Raw genomic sequence first — 13,898 nt, forward strand, 5'->3', positions numbered from 1 at the left:
GCGAGCTTGCTCGCGATGGACGTCAACGATAACGCGGGCTACCTGATGCCCTGCGGTGTCTGGGCTACCATCGCGAGCAAGCTCGCTCCTACAGGTGGCGGTGGTGTTTTTATCTATATTGCGAGGCTTCAAACGGATGAGAATCCTCGGCATGCTCTGCCTGCTATTGACCCTGGGCGGTTGCAGTTCTCTGCTGTTCTATCCCGATCCCGGCCTGCCGTTCACCCCGGACAAGGCTCACCTCGAATACCGCGACGTCACCCTGACCACCGCCGACGGCCTGCGCCTGCGTGCCTGGTGGTTGCCGGTCAAGGCCGGCGTGGCGGTCAAGGGCACGGTGCTGCACCTGCATGGCAATGGCGGCAACCTGGCCGCGCATCTGGGCGGCAGTTGGTGGTTGCCGGAGCAGGGCTACCAGGTGCTGATGCTCGATTATCGCGGCTATGGCGTGTCCGAAGGCGAGCCGAGCCTGCCGGCGGTTTATCAGGATATCGATGCCGCGTTCGACTGGTTGCAAAAGGCCCCCGAAGTGCAAGGTAAACCTTTGGTGGTCCTGGGGCAGAGCCTCGGCGGGTCGCTGGTGGTGCATTACCTGGTGGAGCGTCATCCCGAATACCAATCGCGCCTCAAGGCCCTGGTGCTCGATGGCGCGCCGGCCAGCTACCGTTCGGTGGGCCGCGATGCCCTCGCTTCGTCCTGGCTGACCTGGCCGCTGCAGATCCCGCTGTCCTGGCTGGTGCCCGATGGCGACAGTGCGATCAAGGCCATGCCACGCCTGACCGGCGTGCCGAAACTGATTTTCCACAGCCTCGACGACCCGGTCGTGCCGCTGGCCAATGGCATCCAGCTATATCAGGCGGCACCGCCACCGCGGGTGCTGCAACTGACCCGTGGCGGTCATGTGCAGACCTTCGGCGATCCGACCTGGCGCAAGGTGATGCTGCGTTACCTTGATGACCCGCAACACTTCAACGGCCTGCGCCGCCTGGGCGAGATCCCGAATTACCCGCCTGTCCCGAATTCGAATGCTGAACCAGAGAGTCCGCAATGACTGAAGAACGTAACGCCATTCCCCTGATCATCACCGGTATTTGCAGCATCATCGGTACGGTGGCCTGCCTGTGGTACTACGGTTACCTGCATTTCGCCAAGCCGGAGGATGCCTTGCTGCTGAACGAGTTCACCATGCTCAAGACGGTGCCCGGGGAGGACTACAAGATCGCGCTGGAGCCGGCGGCGCAAACGGCGCAGTGCATCGACGGTGTGCTGGTGCTGTTCGACACTGAACAGAAGGGCCTGACCGGTGTGCTGGTCAATAGCCAGAAGCAGGCGGTGCGCTGCATGGGGCAGGAGACGCCGAAGCTTGAGCAGTAACCGGCCCTCGGCAGAGCGCCCATAAAAAAACCGCCTGATTGAATCAGGCGGTTTTTTTTAGCCGATCAGTTATTGCTGCTGATCGATGAACGCGGTGCGACGGGCTGGTTGTCGTTGGAAATGGTCACTTCCACGCGACGGTTCATGGCACGTCCGGAAACACTGCCGTTATCCGCCACCGGGTACTCCTTGCCATAGCCCTGGCTCACAATGCGCGAAGGGTCCACGCCCATCTTGATCAGTGCCACCTGCACCGAGGTGGCGCGGCGCTCCGACAGGTTCTGGTTGTAACCCGAGGCGCCGGTGCTGTCGGTGTAGCCCTCGATGATGACTTTGCGGTCAGGGTTTTCCTGGAGGAACTGCGCCAGCTTGTTGATGTTCACCAGACCGGAGGATTTCAGGTCGGCCTTGTTGGTGGCGAACAGTACGTCACCGAAGGTCACCAGGGTGCCGCGTTCGGTCTGCTTGGCATTCAGGCTTTCCTGCAACTGCTTGATCTGCTGGTCGCGGGCGTCCAGCCGGGCCTGGGCCCGTTGCGCCGAGGCGTTTTTCAGATTGGCTTCGGCGGTGCGCAGGGCGATGGTCTGTTTCGCCACTTCAATCCGCTGGTTGGTCAGATAAGCCAGTTGGTCGACGGTCTGGACGTTTTCACGGTCCTGGTAGGCCTTGTTGGTCTTGTCCAGGTAGTCGCTGGCGTCCTTGGTCTCCAGGGCCGCGACCTTGCTCGCTTGCGGGTTGGCTTGCAGGCCGGAGAAGTTGGTGCGCGCTTGCTCCAGGTTGGGGTTGGGCTGCGACGAGCAGGCGGCCAGGCCGACGCTGAGGGCCAACAGGGCGGGGATCATCAATTGTTTACGCATAATGGTTCATCCTTTTTAGGGTTCAGGCTTCAGGGACAGGGGGCGTCAGCCGGGTCGATGCTTACTGCACCGGTTGCACGGCGCGTTGGCTTTCCTGACGCAATTCCTGAACACCTTTCTGTGAGTCCTTCACGGCCAACTCGGCCTTGGCGGCCTGGGCCTTGCGTTCGGCGACGCGGGCATCCCATTCGGCCTGTTCGGACAGGCGGCGGGCTTCGTCATACTTTTTGTCGTGCATGGCCAGTTCAGCTTGTTTGAGCTTGTCCTGGGCCGACTTCATTTCCACTGCGGCGTATTCGGTACCGCCGGCGCTGACGGCGCTGTTGACCGCCGATTGGGTGACGGCGTACTGCTCGGTCGGCGGGTTACCGGCGCAACCGGCCAGAAGCAGGCTGCTGCCGAGTACCAGGGCGGCCAGTTTCAGCCCACGCAGGGGGGTAAGCGAGGATTGGACAGTGCGGGTCTTCATGATCTTCAACTCCATTGGATAGCTCCTGAATGACGACAGCGTCCATCACGGTCCGGGGCCTGGCGCGCCGTGTTCGGCGGCAGCGCCGGTAGTGTTTTCACTGCAACTGCTCGGGTGATGGTTACTGGGTGTGACCCGAGGCTTTTTTGAATAGTTCAGGAAAAAGATGGCTCATTGCTGGAAAAAATGCTGACCGAGTGGTCAGTGCATGGAGCCTGAAGCTGGCAAGTCAGTTCCTACAGGGATCGTGGGCCGACTGGGTATTTGCGCTGAGACGCGGGGTTGTAGGAGCCGGCTTGCTGGCGATAGCGGCGGTGAATGTGGCATCGCCATCGCTGGCAAGCCAGCTCCTACAGGGATCGTGGGGCGACTGGGTATTTGCGCTGAGACGCGGGGTTGCAGGAGCCGGCTTGCTGGCGATATCGGCGGTGAATGTGGGATCGCCATCGCTGGCAAGCCAGCTCCTACAGGAGTCGTGGGCTGACGGGTATTTGCGGAGAGACACGGGGTTGTAGGAGCCGGCTTGCTGGCGATGGCGGCAGTGAATCCTGCATCACCGTCGCAGGCAAGCCGGCACCTTCAAAGGCGTCGCGTCAGGCTTTAATGTTTCGGTTTGTCCTGGGACGCCAGGTCATGCAGGTGTCGTCGTGACAGGGAAAGGAAACGCGGTGTCGGCCCGACATCCTCATACAGCGGATCACCTTCTTCGTCGGTGGCCACCACCTGTGAACCCTGGATATAAGGGAAACTGGCTTCCAGTTCCTCCAGCGCCGCGCCGATCAGCTCGCCGAGCAGTTCTTCCGGACGCCGTTTGGGGTACATCTCGATCACCGCCGCCAGTCGCGCCGCAGCTTCCACATCCAGATGAATGGCATAGCCAGTGTTGGTCAGGCGACCCTTGGCATTTTCTTCCCAGTGCTGGGCAAGCTCGCGGATTTTCATATCGACCTCAATTCGCACCCGGTGATAGCGGGTATTGCTGAGTAAACGGCCTGTGCCGGCGATAAAGCCCTTGTGGGGCCTATTATCAGACTAGCCCGAGGTGATGAGGTTCAGCGCGGATTTTTGCCGGGCCGTAATTATTCGGCCGACTTGTAAGCATTCGCCGCCGTGGTGCACTCTTGAGCCAGATGAGCCATCTCAGCGTCCCCTGGAGAGTCTGTCGATGTCCGATATTGATGTACGTTTGCGTGAAGACGTCCACCTGTTAGGTGAACTGCTGGGCAATACCATTCGTGACCAGCACGGTGACGAGTTCCTCGACAAGATCGAGCGTATCCGCAAGGGCGCCAAGGCCGACCGCCGCGGTTCCGCGACCGCCGAACTCAGTGCCAGCCTGGACAGTCTGGGCGACGACGAGTTGCTACCGGTGGCCCGGGCCTTCAACCAGTTTCTCAACCTGGCCAATATCGCCGAGCAGTATCAGTTGATTCACCGCCGCGACGAATCGCAGCCGGCGCCCTTCGAGTCGCGGGTGCTGCCGGAGTTACTGGCGCGGCTGCTCGCCGAAGGCCATGGCGCCGAATCCCTGGCGCGGCAATTGGGCCGCCTGGAGATCGAACTGGTGCTCACCGCGCACCCCACCGAGGTGGCGCGACGGACCCTGATCCAGAAATACGATGGGATTGCCGGGCAGTTGGCCCAGCAGGACCACCGTGACCTCACCGCTGCCGAACGCGAGCAGATCCGCCAGCGCTTGCAGCGCCTGATCGCTGAAGCCTGGCACACCGAGGAAATCCGCCGTACCCGGCCGACGCCGGTGGATGAGGCCAAATGGGGTTTTGCGGTGATCGAGCATTCCCTCTGGCAGGCCATCCCCCATTACCTGCGCAAAGCCGACCAGGCGCTGTTCGCCGCCACTGGTCTGCACCTGCCACTGGAAGCCGCGCCGATTCGTTTCGCCTCCTGGATGGGCGGCGACCGTGACGGCAACCCGAATGTGACGGCCAAGGTCACTCGTGAGGTCCTGCTGCTGGCGCGCTGGATGGCGGCGGACCTCTATCTGCGCGATGTCGATCAACTGGCCGCCGATTTGTCCATGCAACAGGCCAGCGAGGCCTTGCGCGCCCGTGCTGGCGAGAGCGCCGAACCTTACCGATCGGTGCTCAAGCAATTGCGCGAGCGACTGCGCGCCACCCGCAACTGGGCCCAGGCCTCCCTCGCCACGACGCAACCGGCGTCGGACGAGGTGCTGCAGCACAACGGCGAACTGCTCGAGCCGCTACAACTGTGTTACCAGTCCCTGCACGAGTGTGGCATGGGCGTGATTGCCGATGGCCCGCTGCTCGATTGCCTGCGCCGGGCGGTGACCTTCGGCCTGTTCCTGGTGCGTCTGGATGTACGCCAGGATTCCTCCCGTCATGCTGCCGCCATGACCGAGATCACCGATTATCTGGGCCTGGGGCGCTACGAAGACTGGAAGGAAGAAGAGCGCCTGACCTTCCTCATGCGCGAGCTGGTCAATCGTCGCCCGCTGCTGCCGGCCCATTTCAAGGCTTCTGCCGACACTGCCGAAGTGCTGGCGACCTGTCGGGAAATCGCGGCGGCGCCAGCGGCTTCCCTGGGTTCCTACGTGATCTCCATGGCCGGTGCCGCCTCCGATGTGCTGGCGGTGCAGTTGCTGCTCAAGGAGTCCGGGGTACTGCGGCCGATGCGCGTGGTGCCGTTGTTCGAAACCCTGGCCGACCTGGATAACGCCGGGCCGGTGATGGAGCGGCTGCTGCTGTTGCCGGGCTATCGCGCGCGCCTGCAAGGGCCGCAGGAAGTGATGATCGGTTACTCCGATTCGGCCAAGGACGCCGGCACCACGGCGGCGGCCTGGGCGCAGTATCGGGCTCAGGAACGGCTGGTGGAGATCTGCCGCGAGCAGCAGGTCGAACTGCTGTTGTTCCATGGCCGCGGCGGTACCGTCGGGCGTGGCGGCGGTCCGGCCCATGAGGCGATCCTGTCGCAGCCGCCGGGTTCGGTGGCGGGGCGTTTCCGCACCACCGAGCAGGGCGAGATGATTCGCTTCAAGTTCGGCCTGCCGGACATTGCCGAGCAGAACCTCAACCTCTATCTGGCCGCCGTGCTCGAAGCCACCGTGTTGCCGCCCCCCCCGCCGCAACCGGCCTGGCGCAAGTTGATGGACGAATTGGCCGCGGACGGTGTCAGTGCCTACCGCGCCGAGGTGCGCGACAATCCGCAGTTCGTCGAGTACTTCCGTCAATCCACCCCGGAACAGGAGCTTGGGCGCCTGCCGCTGGGCAGCCGTCCGGCCAAGCGTCGCGCCGGAGGGATCGAAAGCCTGCGGGCAATCCCCTGGATTTTCGGCTGGACCCAGACACGCCTGATGCTGCCGGCCTGGCTCGGCTGGGAAGCGGCGCTGAGCAAGGCCCTGGCGCGAGGTGAAGGCGCGCTGCTGGCGCAGATGCGCGAGCAATGGCCGTTTTTCCGCACCCGCATCGATATGCTGGAAATGGTCCTGGCAAAGGCCGACAGCGATATCGCCCGTTCCTATGACGAACGCCTGGTGGAGCCCGAATTGCTGCCATTGGGTGTGCACTTACGCGACCTATTGTCGCAGGCGTGCACGGTCGTACTGGGTTTGACCGGCCAGTCGCAACTGCTGGCCCATAGCCCTGAGACCCTGGAATTCATTCGTCTGCGCAACACCTACCTGGACCCGTTGCACCTGTTGCAGGCCGAGTTGCTGGCCCGTTCGCGGCGCCAGGAAACCGCCCAGGACAGCCCTCTGGAACAGGCTTTGCTGGTGTCTGTGGCGGGGATCGCCGCGGGGCTGCGCAATACTGGCTAAGGTGCGTGGGACGATTTGTTCCATGCAGTAGGACAAAAGCGACCGCCCAGTCAGGGACGGTCGTTTTTGCGTGGCGACACTTTATGATCGGGGGGCGACCTGGCGTAGCAGGTTTCACCGCTTGTGCAGGCATGGGTTACTGCGACTTTCGGCGGCTTGTGTGGCTCCGGTCGGCTGTGTATCTTGATCAGCCTTTGGCCGTTTTTGCGGCCATGACCCTATTTTTGAGATTGGCCCCACGAGGCGAATCCGAGCGTTTCTAAATAAAAAATTGAGGAGCACATCGATGCGCGTCATTCTGCTGGGAGCTCCCGGGGCCGGTAAAGGTACTCAGGCTAAGTTCATCACCGAGAAATTCGGCATCCCGCAAATCTCCACGGGCGACATGCTGCGCGCAGCGGTCAAGGCCGGTACCGAGCTGGGCGTCAAGGCCAAAGGCATCATGGATGCCGGCGGCCTGGTTTCCGACGACCTGATCATCGCGCTGGTCAAGGACCGTATCGCCCAGGCCGACTGCGCCAAGGGTTTCCTGTTCGACGGTTTCCCGCGCACCATTCCCCAGGCCGAAGCCCTGGTGGACGCCGGCGTCGAGCTGGACTACGTGGTCGAGATCGCCGTCGATGACGAAGAGATCGTCCAGCGTATTGCCGGTCGTCGTGTCCACGAGGCTTCCGGGCGCGTTTACCACACCGTCTACAACCCGCCGAAAGTCGAAGGCAAGGACGACCTGACCGGGGACGACCTGGTACAGCGCAAGGACGACACCGAAGAAACCGTGCGTCATCGCCTGTCGGTCTACCATTCCCAGACCAAACCGCTGGTGGCTTTCTACCAGAACCTCTCGGCCGCCCAGGGCAAGCCGAAGTACAGCCATATCGAAGGCGTCGGTTCGGTTGAGTCGATCACCGGCAAGGTGCTTGAAGCCTTGAGCTGATCGGCGTAGTTGCTGCATCCACAACAGCCCGCTTGCGGGCTGTTGTTGTTTATACTGTTGCACTTTTTTCCTTTCGACCTGACGGATACATCGATGAGCACCTTGCTGGCCCTGGACACCGCGACTGAAGCTTGCTCTGTTGCCTTGCTGCATGACGGCAAGGTAACGAGCCACTACGAGGTGATTCCGCGTCTGCACGCGCAAAAGCTGTTGCCGATGATCCAGCAGTTGCTGGCCGACGCCGGTATCAGCCTGTCGGCGGTGGAGGCGATTGCCTTTGGGCGGGGGCCGGGCGCCTTTACCGGGGTGCGGATTGCCATCGGTGTGGTCCAGGGGTTGGCGTTTGCGCTGGAGCGTCCGGTGTTGCCGGTGTCGAACCTGGCGGTCCTGGCGCAACGGGCCTTTCGTGAACACGGTGTGCGCCAGGTCGCGGCGGCCATCGATGCGCGGATGGACGAGGTGTATTGGGGCTGTTATCGCGAAGAGGCCGGGGAGATGCGCCTGGCCGGTGCCGAGGCGGTGTTGGCACCGCAACTGGCGGCCTTGCCGGACGATGCCAGTGGCGAGTGGTTCGGTGCAGGCACGGGCTGGGGTTATGGCGGGCGTATCCAGGTCGCCCTCAGTGGCCAGGATGCCAGCCTGCTGCCCCATGCCGAAGACCTGCTGAGCCTGGCGCGTTTTGCCTGGGCACGGGGCGAAGCCATCCCGGCCGACGAGGCCCAGCCCGTCTACCTGCGCGATAAAGTCGCAACGCCCAAGGCCCGTTGAGGCCTGCGGGCATGGCCACGCAGATAAGGAAGACTGGGCATGGCTCCTGCCGGATCTTGCGGTGCTCGATAAATTTCAGGCTAAACTGAACCTTAAACCGATCACCTGAAAAAACGCCCGGATAGTCAAAATTGTGCCGTTCGTCATGTTTTTCCCACCTGGGCACTGGGGTGTGAAAACCTTTTCCAGGTTCTGTGGTCCAGTTATCACTCGGGCAATAGCTAAGTGCGGTGCGTGCTGCTAAATTGCCATCATCGACACCGAGCATGCCCCAATGCGTATAGACGGCGTTTCCTCACAGTCCTACCCCATCAAGCGCAAACCGCGCAAAGGCAATGTCGTACTTGACGATGATGCTGATGCCGATGTGTCGAGTGGGGACAGCGATGACCTCTCCGAAGTGGCCGCCCGCGCCGAAGCGGCCGGTAGTCGTCTGGCCAATCTGCCGGCCCGCCCGCAGGACATGATCTTTCATCGTGCCATGAGCAAAAGTGTCGCCAACGCCCTGGCCAGCTACCTGACCACCGCCGGTTTCGTCGAATGGGACATGGAAGTGTTGGGGCTCGACCTGCATATCTGATTTAATCGGGTCGATGACTGATCCTCTCCTGCCTTATTACCTTGGTTGCCCCTCCTGGAGTGAAAACGCCTGGCGCGAGTATCTGTACCCGCCTACTGCGCGCTCGAACGAGTTTCTCGACCTCTACGCCCAAGTGTTCAACGCCGTCGAAGGCAACACCACCTTCTATGCACGGCCCGCGCCTGCCACGGTAGAACGCTGGGCGCAGACCATGCCCGAACACTTTCGCTTCACCGCCAAGTTCCCCCGGGATATCAGCCACGGCGGCGACCTGCGCGAGCAGATCCAGGCCGCCGAGGACTTCCTGCAACTGCTCAAGCCGCTGGGGCCACGTGTGGCACCGCTGTGGCTGCAATTGTCGGCCAGCTTTGCCCCGCAACGCCTGGCTGAGCTGGCCGGGTTTATCGATGGGCTGGAGCGCCCGCTGGCGATCGAGGTCCGTCATCCGGAATTCTTCGCCAAGGGCGACGCCGAACGGATGCTCAACCGGATGTTGCTGGACCGCGGTGTCGAACGCATCTGCCTGGACCCGCGAGCGCTGTTCAGTTGCACCTCTACCGAAGCCTCGGTGCTGCACGCCCAGTCGAAAAAGCCCAAGGTGCCACCACGGCCGGCGGCGTTCACGTTATTCCCGCAGGTGCGTTTTATCGGTCACCCGGAACTGGAGGCCAATGAGCCTTTCCTGACCCCCTGGGTCGAAAAGGTCGCCGGCTGGATCGAGGAAGGGCGCACGCCCTATGTCTTTCTCCACACGTCCAACAACCGCCTCGCACCTGCGCTGGCGCAACGTTTCCATGCCCGGCTGATGGCCCGGCTGCCTGGCTTGCCGGCGCTGCCTGAGCTATACAGAGGGCCCGCGGCGGAGCAACTGGGTTTGCTCTGACGGTGCAATCCTCTCTTTGCCAGGAGTCGACCCATGGACACGCAACCCCTTCGAGCCCAAACCTTCAAGGCCTTGCACGAGCGTGCGGGGGCCTTCGTGATCCCCAACCCCTGGGATGCCGGCTCGGCAAAAATGCTCGCCGCGCTGGGTTTCGAGGCGCTGGCGACCACCAGTGCGGGCCTGGCGTTTTCCCTCGGGCGTCCGGATGCCGAAGGCGCCAACTCGCTGGGGGATACGCTGGAAAACGCGCGAAGCATTGTCCTGGCCACCGCGCTGCCAGTGGCGGCAGATCTGGAAAATGGCTTTGGCCACAGTCCCGCCGGTTGCGCCGAGGCGATTTTGCGGGCGGCTGAAGCCGGATTGGTGGGTGGTTCGATCGAGGACGCCAGTGGCCATGCCGATGAGCCGATTTATGAGTTCAACCACGCGGTTGAGCGGGTCGAGGCGGCGGTGGCGGCCGCTCGCAGCTTGCCATTCCCGTTCATGCTCACGGCGCGGGCGGAGAACCTGCTGCATGGGCGCCAGGACCTGCCGGATACCCTTCGCCGTTTGCAGGCGTTCGCCGAGGCCGGCGCCGACGTGCTATACGCACCGGGCCTGCGCACGCCTGAGGAAATTCTCGCGGTGGTCAAGGCGCTGGCGCCGAAACCGGTGAATGTGTTGATGTCGGGTGGGCTCCACCTGTCGGTGAGGGCGTTGAGTGAACTGGGCGTAAAACGCATCAGTGTCGGTTCGGCGTTGGCCCGGGCGGCGTACGGCGCGTTCTATCGGGCTGCCGAAGAGATTCACGGGCAGGGGACATTCAGCGCCCTCGATCAGGCGATGCCGTTTGCGCGGATCAATCAAATGTTCAAGAACTAGGCAGGCAGGTTCTAGCAGGCACTGCGGATTCAGGCCGCGAGGCGCAGATTGTGTGCCACCAGTGGACGGGCCCAGTTCAGGTCGTAGTCCATGTCTTTCTGCTGCTTGGCCAGGGTGGCTTCGTCAAAGGGAACGTGGGGTTCCAGCAGATCCAGTTCGAACTCGGCAATCGGCAGGTGCAGTGGACGCGTTTGCGGCGCTGGGCCTGGTACGGGCAGCGGCTGACCGGCGTTGAGGACGACAGGGCGAACCCAGCCGCTTTCGAAATCCTGCTGTTTCTGCTGGGCGACAACCTCTTCCGGCGGGTAAGGCACGGGCCGCTTCAGCAGGTCCAGGTCGAATTCGGCAATCGGCAGGAACAGCGGCTCTGGTGGACGGACCGGCGTGTCTTTTACATCACACTGGCGCTGGTCGACGATCTGCGCGAGCAGTTCGGCGCCGGCGGTGGGTTCCACCGGGCCATCGACCGGCAGTTGTTCCGGGACATTCTTTGCATCCACAGAATCCCCGGCTTCGGCCAGCGCCCGGGCAAAAAAATCTTGCCACAGGTGACTGACGCCGCTCAGTGCCTGGGAATTGCGTAGGCCATAATTGTCGACGGGCGACAGATAACCTATGGATGTAGTGCGAATGTCTGACATGGCTCTCGAGTGACGCTCAGGTCTGGCAAAATGCTGGATAATGTTTTTATCGGCAGCTTTTGCCGATCATTAAATTTTTGAGCGTTTTTTTCATGAGTGAGCAGCAAGCGCCGGTGCGTATCAGAGTCGAAGCCCTGGCCGAAGGGTTGCAATCGCGGGCCGAAGCGTGGGCCGAGCGCCTCGCTTTGCCGTTGCAAGAGCCCGACGCGGAGTTCGCCTTGCAAGTGTCGGAGCAGGGCCTGCAACTGCAACAACTGGGGCCGGAGGCGCCTGGGCCGGTACGCGTGGACTTCGTTGAAGGCGGCGCGGCCCATCGGCGGCTGTATGGCGGCGGTAGCGGGCAGATGATTGCCAAGGCGGTCGGTATCCAGCCGGGGGTGCGTCCGCGGGTGCTGGATGCCACGGCGGGCCTGGGCAAGGATGCGTTCGTACTGGCGAGCCTGGGCTGCGAGATGAGCCTGATCGAGCGCCAGCCGCTGATCGGCGCCTTGCTTGAGGACGGCCTGGCCCGTGGCCTGGAAGATTTCGAAGTGGCGCCGATTGTCGCGCGCATGCACTTGCTCAAGGGCAATTCGATCGAGGTGATGCGCAATTGGGAAGGCGAGCCGCCCCAGGTGATCTACCTGGACCCGATGTTTCCCCATCGTGAGAAAACCGCCCTGGTGAAGAAGGAAATGCGCCTGTTCCGCCCGCTGGTGGGCGATGACCCGGATGCGCCGGCCCTGCTCGAAGCCGCATTGGCCCTGGCGACCCATCGGGTGGTGGTCAAGCGCCCGCGCAAGGCGCCGTGCATCGATGGGCCCAAGCCGAGCCATGGCCTGGACGGCAAGTCGAGTCGCTACGATATCTATCCGAAGAAAGCCTTGAAGCCTTGATTGGGGGCGGCCTTGAGGCCGCCCTCAGGGCCGATACGCACGCATGAACAGCCCCACCACTTCACGCACATGCTCCTCGGCGTCGACCTCGGTCAACGGCCCGCCGCAGCCGAACAGCAGGCGGAAATTCCCCGCGCCCTTGAGCAGGCAGAAAAAATGCTCGGCGGCGTTATGCGGCTTGTCGATGGACAGCACGCCGTTCTGGTGAATCTGGCGCAGCAGCCGTTCCATCCCCGTCAGCATGCGCTGCGCCCCGGCCTCGAAGAAGATCTGCGAGAGCCGCGGGTCCTGACCGCCCTGGGTCATGATCAACCGATGCAGGTTCAGCGACTCTTCACTGTTGATCAACTGATGAAAACCCCGGGCGATGTTCAGCAGCACGCTCTCCACCGGCACGCCATCGGGCAGGGCGAAGAACAGTTCGGGTAACTGTTCTTCGCATTTGGCCACCACGGCAGCGGAGAACAGCGTCTCCTTGTCGTTGAAATGGCTATAGACCGTCAGCTTTGAAACACCTGCTGCTGCAGCGACTGCGTCCATGCTGGTGCTGGCGTATCCATTACTCAAGAACAGATCTTTCGCCGCTTGCAGGACGGCCTGGCGTTTTGCCAGGTCCTTGGGGCGGCCGGGGCCGCTGGGCACTGAAAGATTGTCGGACATTTTTTTACTTAATACTGGACTGGTCAGTTTGGTATTAATACCATACTGGCCAGTATAAATATTCTGAGCACCACTAGCGAAAGGTCCTACACCATGTTCCGCTACGTCTTGCCCCTTGCGTTGCCCGTCAGTCTAGCCCTTTTCCTGGTCGGTTGTGGTCATGAAGAGCCCGCCCAGGTCAGCGTACGTCCCGCGATGGTGGTGCAGCCACAGCTCTCGGCCCAGGCCATGGACAGCTATCCTGGCGAAGTGCGTGCGCGTTTCGAGCCTGACCTGGCCTTCCGCATCGCCGGCAAGGTCAGTCGACGGCTGGTGGAGGAGGGCGAGCGGGTCAAGGCCAACCAGCCCCTGGCGGAGCTCGACCCACAGGATGTGCGCCTGCAACTGGAAGCGACCCGTGCCCAGGTCGCGGCCGCCGAGGCCAACCTGAACCTGGTGCGTTCCGAGCGCGATCGCTACAAGACCCTGCTCGACCGCCAGATGGTCAGCCGCTCGCAGTACGACAATGCGGAAAACCTCTACCGCGCCGGTGAGGCGCGCCTCAAGCAGATCAAGGCCGAGTTCGACGTGTCCAGCAACCAGGCCGGTTATGCCGTGTTGCGCGCGCCCCAGGATGGCGTGGTGGCCAAGCGCCTGGTGGAAGTCGGCCAGGTGGTTGCCGCCGGCCAGACGGTCTTCACCCTGGCTGCCGACGGCGAGCGTGAAGTGCTGATCAGCTTCCCGGAACAGGCCTTCGGACGGTTCAAGATCGGCCAGGATGTGGCGGTGGAACTCTGGTCGCAGCCGGATCAACGCTTCAACGGACGAATCCGTGAACTGTCGCCGGCGGCCGATCCGAAGTCGCGGACCTTCGCCGCCCGTATCGCCTTCAGCGCCGGCAAGATCCCGGCTGAGCTGGGCCAGAGCGCGCGGGTGTTTATCCAGGCCGAGGGGGTTGTGCCCCTGGCGGTGCCGCTGTCGGCACTGACCGCGGAAAACGGTGCGACCTATGTCTGGCGGGTCCAGGCCGACAATACTCTCAAGCGCACGCCTGTGCGGGTCGGTGCCTTTGGCGAAAAGACCGTGCCGGTGCTCGAAGGCCTGTCGGCCAGCGACTGGGTGGTGGCGGCCGGTGTGCATGTGCTCCACGACGGCGATAAGGTGCGCCCGGTGGATCGCTCCAACCGCGTGGTCAATCTGGCGGCCAAGGAGTAATCCCCG

The 13,898-nt window shown here is 62.7% G+C and carries 15 protein-coding genes; 10 read left to right on the forward strand and 5 right to left on the reverse strand.

The genetic code is table 11. The features are described from left to right. Positions 1–136: 136 nt before the first annotated feature. Complete coding sequence (locus HX866_RS01775) at positions 137–1,051, forward strand: alpha/beta hydrolase (RefSeq protein ID WP_177093008.1); 915 nt, start codon at positions 137–139, stop codon at positions 1,049–1,051. Next, positions 1,048–1,374, forward strand: a complete 327-nt coding sequence (locus HX866_RS01780) for a hypothetical protein (RefSeq protein ID WP_121137093.1) — start codon at positions 1,048–1,050, stop codon at positions 1,372–1,374. Before HX866_RS01775 ends, HX866_RS01780 begins: the two co-directional genes overlap by 4 nt. 65 nt (positions 1,375–1,439) lie before the next feature. Here HX866_RS01780 and HX866_RS01785 read toward each other — a convergent pair whose 3' ends face one another. The 3 genes from HX866_RS01785 to HX866_RS01795 form a co-directional block, all read right to left on the reverse strand. Continuing rightward, positions 1,440–2,231 carry an OmpA family protein gene (locus HX866_RS01785; RefSeq protein WP_177093007.1) on the reverse strand — a complete coding sequence of 264 codons (792 nt, stop codon included), beginning with the start codon at positions 2,229–2,231 and terminating at the stop codon, positions 1,440–1,442. A 61-nt stretch (positions 2,232–2,292) separates the two neighbouring features. Further along, on the reverse strand, positions 2,293–2,715 hold the full coding sequence (locus HX866_RS01790; protein WP_177093006.1) for a DUF4398 domain-containing protein: 423 nt from the start codon (positions 2,713–2,715) through the stop codon (positions 2,293–2,295). Between the two features lie 585 nt (positions 2,716–3,300). After that, positions 3,301–3,642: a pilin assembly protein gene (locus tag HX866_RS01795; protein WP_177137849.1), complete on the reverse strand. Its 342-nt coding sequence runs from the start codon at positions 3,640–3,642 to the stop codon at positions 3,301–3,303. Between the two features lie 223 nt (positions 3,643–3,865). Between HX866_RS01795 and ppc the strand changes: the two genes are divergently transcribed. The 6 genes from ppc (at position 3,866) to HX866_RS01825 (ending at position 10,522) form a co-directional block, all read left to right on the forward strand. After that, positions 3,866–6,496 (forward strand): phosphoenolpyruvate carboxylase, encoded by a 2,631-nt coding sequence (ppc, locus tag HX866_RS01800; RefSeq protein ID WP_177137850.1) that lies wholly within the window; start codon positions 3,866–3,868, stop codon positions 6,494–6,496. Positions 6,497–6,782: 286 nt separating this feature from the next. Continuing rightward, the gene (adk, locus tag HX866_RS01805) at positions 6,783–7,430 is read left to right on the forward strand and encodes an adenylate kinase (RefSeq protein ID WP_177093003.1); all 648 of its coding nucleotides are present in this window, start codon (positions 6,783–6,785) and stop codon (positions 7,428–7,430) included. A 93-nt stretch (positions 7,431–7,523) separates the two neighbouring features. Further along, complete coding sequence (gene tsaB, locus HX866_RS01810; RefSeq protein ID WP_177137851.1) at positions 7,524–8,198, forward strand: tRNA (adenosine(37)-N6)-threonylcarbamoyltransferase complex dimerization subunit type 1 TsaB; 675 nt, start codon at positions 7,524–7,526, stop codon at positions 8,196–8,198. 274 nt (positions 8,199–8,472) lie between these two features. Further along, positions 8,473–8,778, forward strand: a complete 306-nt coding sequence (locus HX866_RS01815; protein WP_177093001.1) for a hypothetical protein — start codon at positions 8,473–8,475, stop codon at positions 8,776–8,778. Positions 8,779–8,791: 13 nt separating this feature from the next. Further along, the gene (locus tag HX866_RS01820; RefSeq protein ID WP_177137853.1) at positions 8,792–9,661 is read left to right on the forward strand and encodes a DUF72 domain-containing protein; all 870 of its coding nucleotides are present in this window, start codon (positions 8,792–8,794) and stop codon (positions 9,659–9,661) included. Between the two features lie 33 nt (positions 9,662–9,694). Then, positions 9,695–10,522, forward strand: coding sequence for an isocitrate lyase/PEP mutase family protein (locus HX866_RS01825; protein WP_177137854.1), 828 nt, complete (start codon positions 9,695–9,697; stop codon positions 10,520–10,522). 29 nt (positions 10,523–10,551) lie between these two features. On the opposite strand, the gene HX866_RS01830 is transcribed toward HX866_RS01825, so the two are convergent. Continuing rightward, positions 10,552–11,163 carry an energy transducer TonB gene (locus tag HX866_RS01830; RefSeq protein WP_177092998.1) on the reverse strand — a complete coding sequence of 204 codons (612 nt, stop codon included), beginning with the start codon at positions 11,161–11,163 and terminating at the stop codon, positions 10,552–10,554. A gap of 92 nt (positions 11,164–11,255) precedes the next feature. Here HX866_RS01830 and HX866_RS01835 point away from each other — a divergent pair, with 92 nt between their 5' ends. Continuing rightward, complete coding sequence (locus HX866_RS01835) at positions 11,256–12,038, forward strand: class I SAM-dependent methyltransferase (protein WP_177092997.1); 783 nt, start codon at positions 11,256–11,258, stop codon at positions 12,036–12,038. 24 nt (positions 12,039–12,062) lie between these two features. On the opposite strand, the gene HX866_RS01840 is transcribed toward HX866_RS01835, so the two are convergent. Continuing rightward, positions 12,063–12,698: a TetR/AcrR family transcriptional regulator gene (locus HX866_RS01840; protein WP_177092996.1), complete on the reverse strand. Its 636-nt coding sequence runs from the start codon at positions 12,696–12,698 to the stop codon at positions 12,063–12,065. Between the two features lie 93 nt (positions 12,699–12,791). Between HX866_RS01840 and HX866_RS01845 the strand changes: the two genes are divergently transcribed. Beyond that, positions 12,792–13,892 carry an efflux RND transporter periplasmic adaptor subunit gene (locus HX866_RS01845; protein WP_177137856.1) on the forward strand — a complete coding sequence of 367 codons (1,101 nt, stop codon included), beginning with the start codon at positions 12,792–12,794 and terminating at the stop codon, positions 13,890–13,892. Positions 13,893–13,898 lie beyond the last annotated feature (6 nt).

It is taken from the genome of Pseudomonas gingeri (assembly GCF_013386165.1).
Classification (GTDB): domain Bacteria; phylum Pseudomonadota; class Gammaproteobacteria; order Pseudomonadales; family Pseudomonadaceae; genus Aquipseudomonas; species Aquipseudomonas gingeri_C.

Excerpts from the sequence above, each read along its gene's own strand:
- HX866_RS01775 (WP_177093008.1), top strand. The coding sequence starts at position 137 with ATGAGAATCCTCGGCATGCTCTGCCTGCTATTGACCCTGGGCGGTTGC.
- tsaB (WP_177137851.1), top strand. The coding sequence starts at position 7,524 with ATGAGCACCTTGCTGGCCCTGGACACCGCGACTGAAGCTTGCTCTGTT.
- HX866_RS01835 (WP_177092997.1), top strand. The coding sequence starts at position 11,256 with ATGAGTGAGCAGCAAGCGCCGGTGCGTATCAGAGTCGAAGCCCTGGCC.
- HX866_RS01780 (WP_121137093.1), top strand. The coding sequence starts at position 1,048 with ATGACTGAAGAACGTAACGCCATTCCCCTGATCATCACCGGTATTTGC.
- HX866_RS01795 (WP_177137849.1), bottom strand. The coding sequence starts at position 3,642 with ATGAAAATCCGCGAGCTTGCCCAGCACTGGGAAGAAAATGCCAAGGGT.
- HX866_RS01820 (WP_177137853.1), top strand. The coding sequence starts at position 8,792 with ATGACTGATCCTCTCCTGCCTTATTACCTTGGTTGCCCCTCCTGGAGT.
- HX866_RS01845 (WP_177137856.1), top strand. The coding sequence starts at position 12,792 with ATGTTCCGCTACGTCTTGCCCCTTGCGTTGCCCGTCAGTCTAGCCCTT.
- HX866_RS01790 (WP_177093006.1), bottom strand. The coding sequence starts at position 2,715 with ATGGAGTTGAAGATCATGAAGACCCGCACTGTCCAATCCTCGCTTACC.
- adk (WP_177093003.1), top strand. The coding sequence starts at position 6,783 with ATGCGCGTCATTCTGCTGGGAGCTCCCGGGGCCGGTAAAGGTACTCAG.
- HX866_RS01825 (WP_177137854.1), top strand. The coding sequence starts at position 9,695 with ATGGACACGCAACCCCTTCGAGCCCAAACCTTCAAGGCCTTGCACGAG.
- HX866_RS01815 (WP_177093001.1), top strand. The coding sequence starts at position 8,473 with ATGCGTATAGACGGCGTTTCCTCACAGTCCTACCCCATCAAGCGCAAA.
- ppc (WP_177137850.1), top strand. The coding sequence starts at position 3,866 with ATGTCCGATATTGATGTACGTTTGCGTGAAGACGTCCACCTGTTAGGT.
- HX866_RS01840 (WP_177092996.1), bottom strand. The coding sequence starts at position 12,698 with ATGTCCGACAATCTTTCAGTGCCCAGCGGCCCCGGCCGCCCCAAGGAC.
- HX866_RS01785 (WP_177093007.1), bottom strand. The coding sequence starts at position 2,231 with ATGCGTAAACAATTGATGATCCCCGCCCTGTTGGCCCTCAGCGTCGGC.
- HX866_RS01830 (WP_177092998.1), bottom strand. The coding sequence starts at position 11,163 with ATGTCAGACATTCGCACTACATCCATAGGTTATCTGTCGCCCGTCGAC.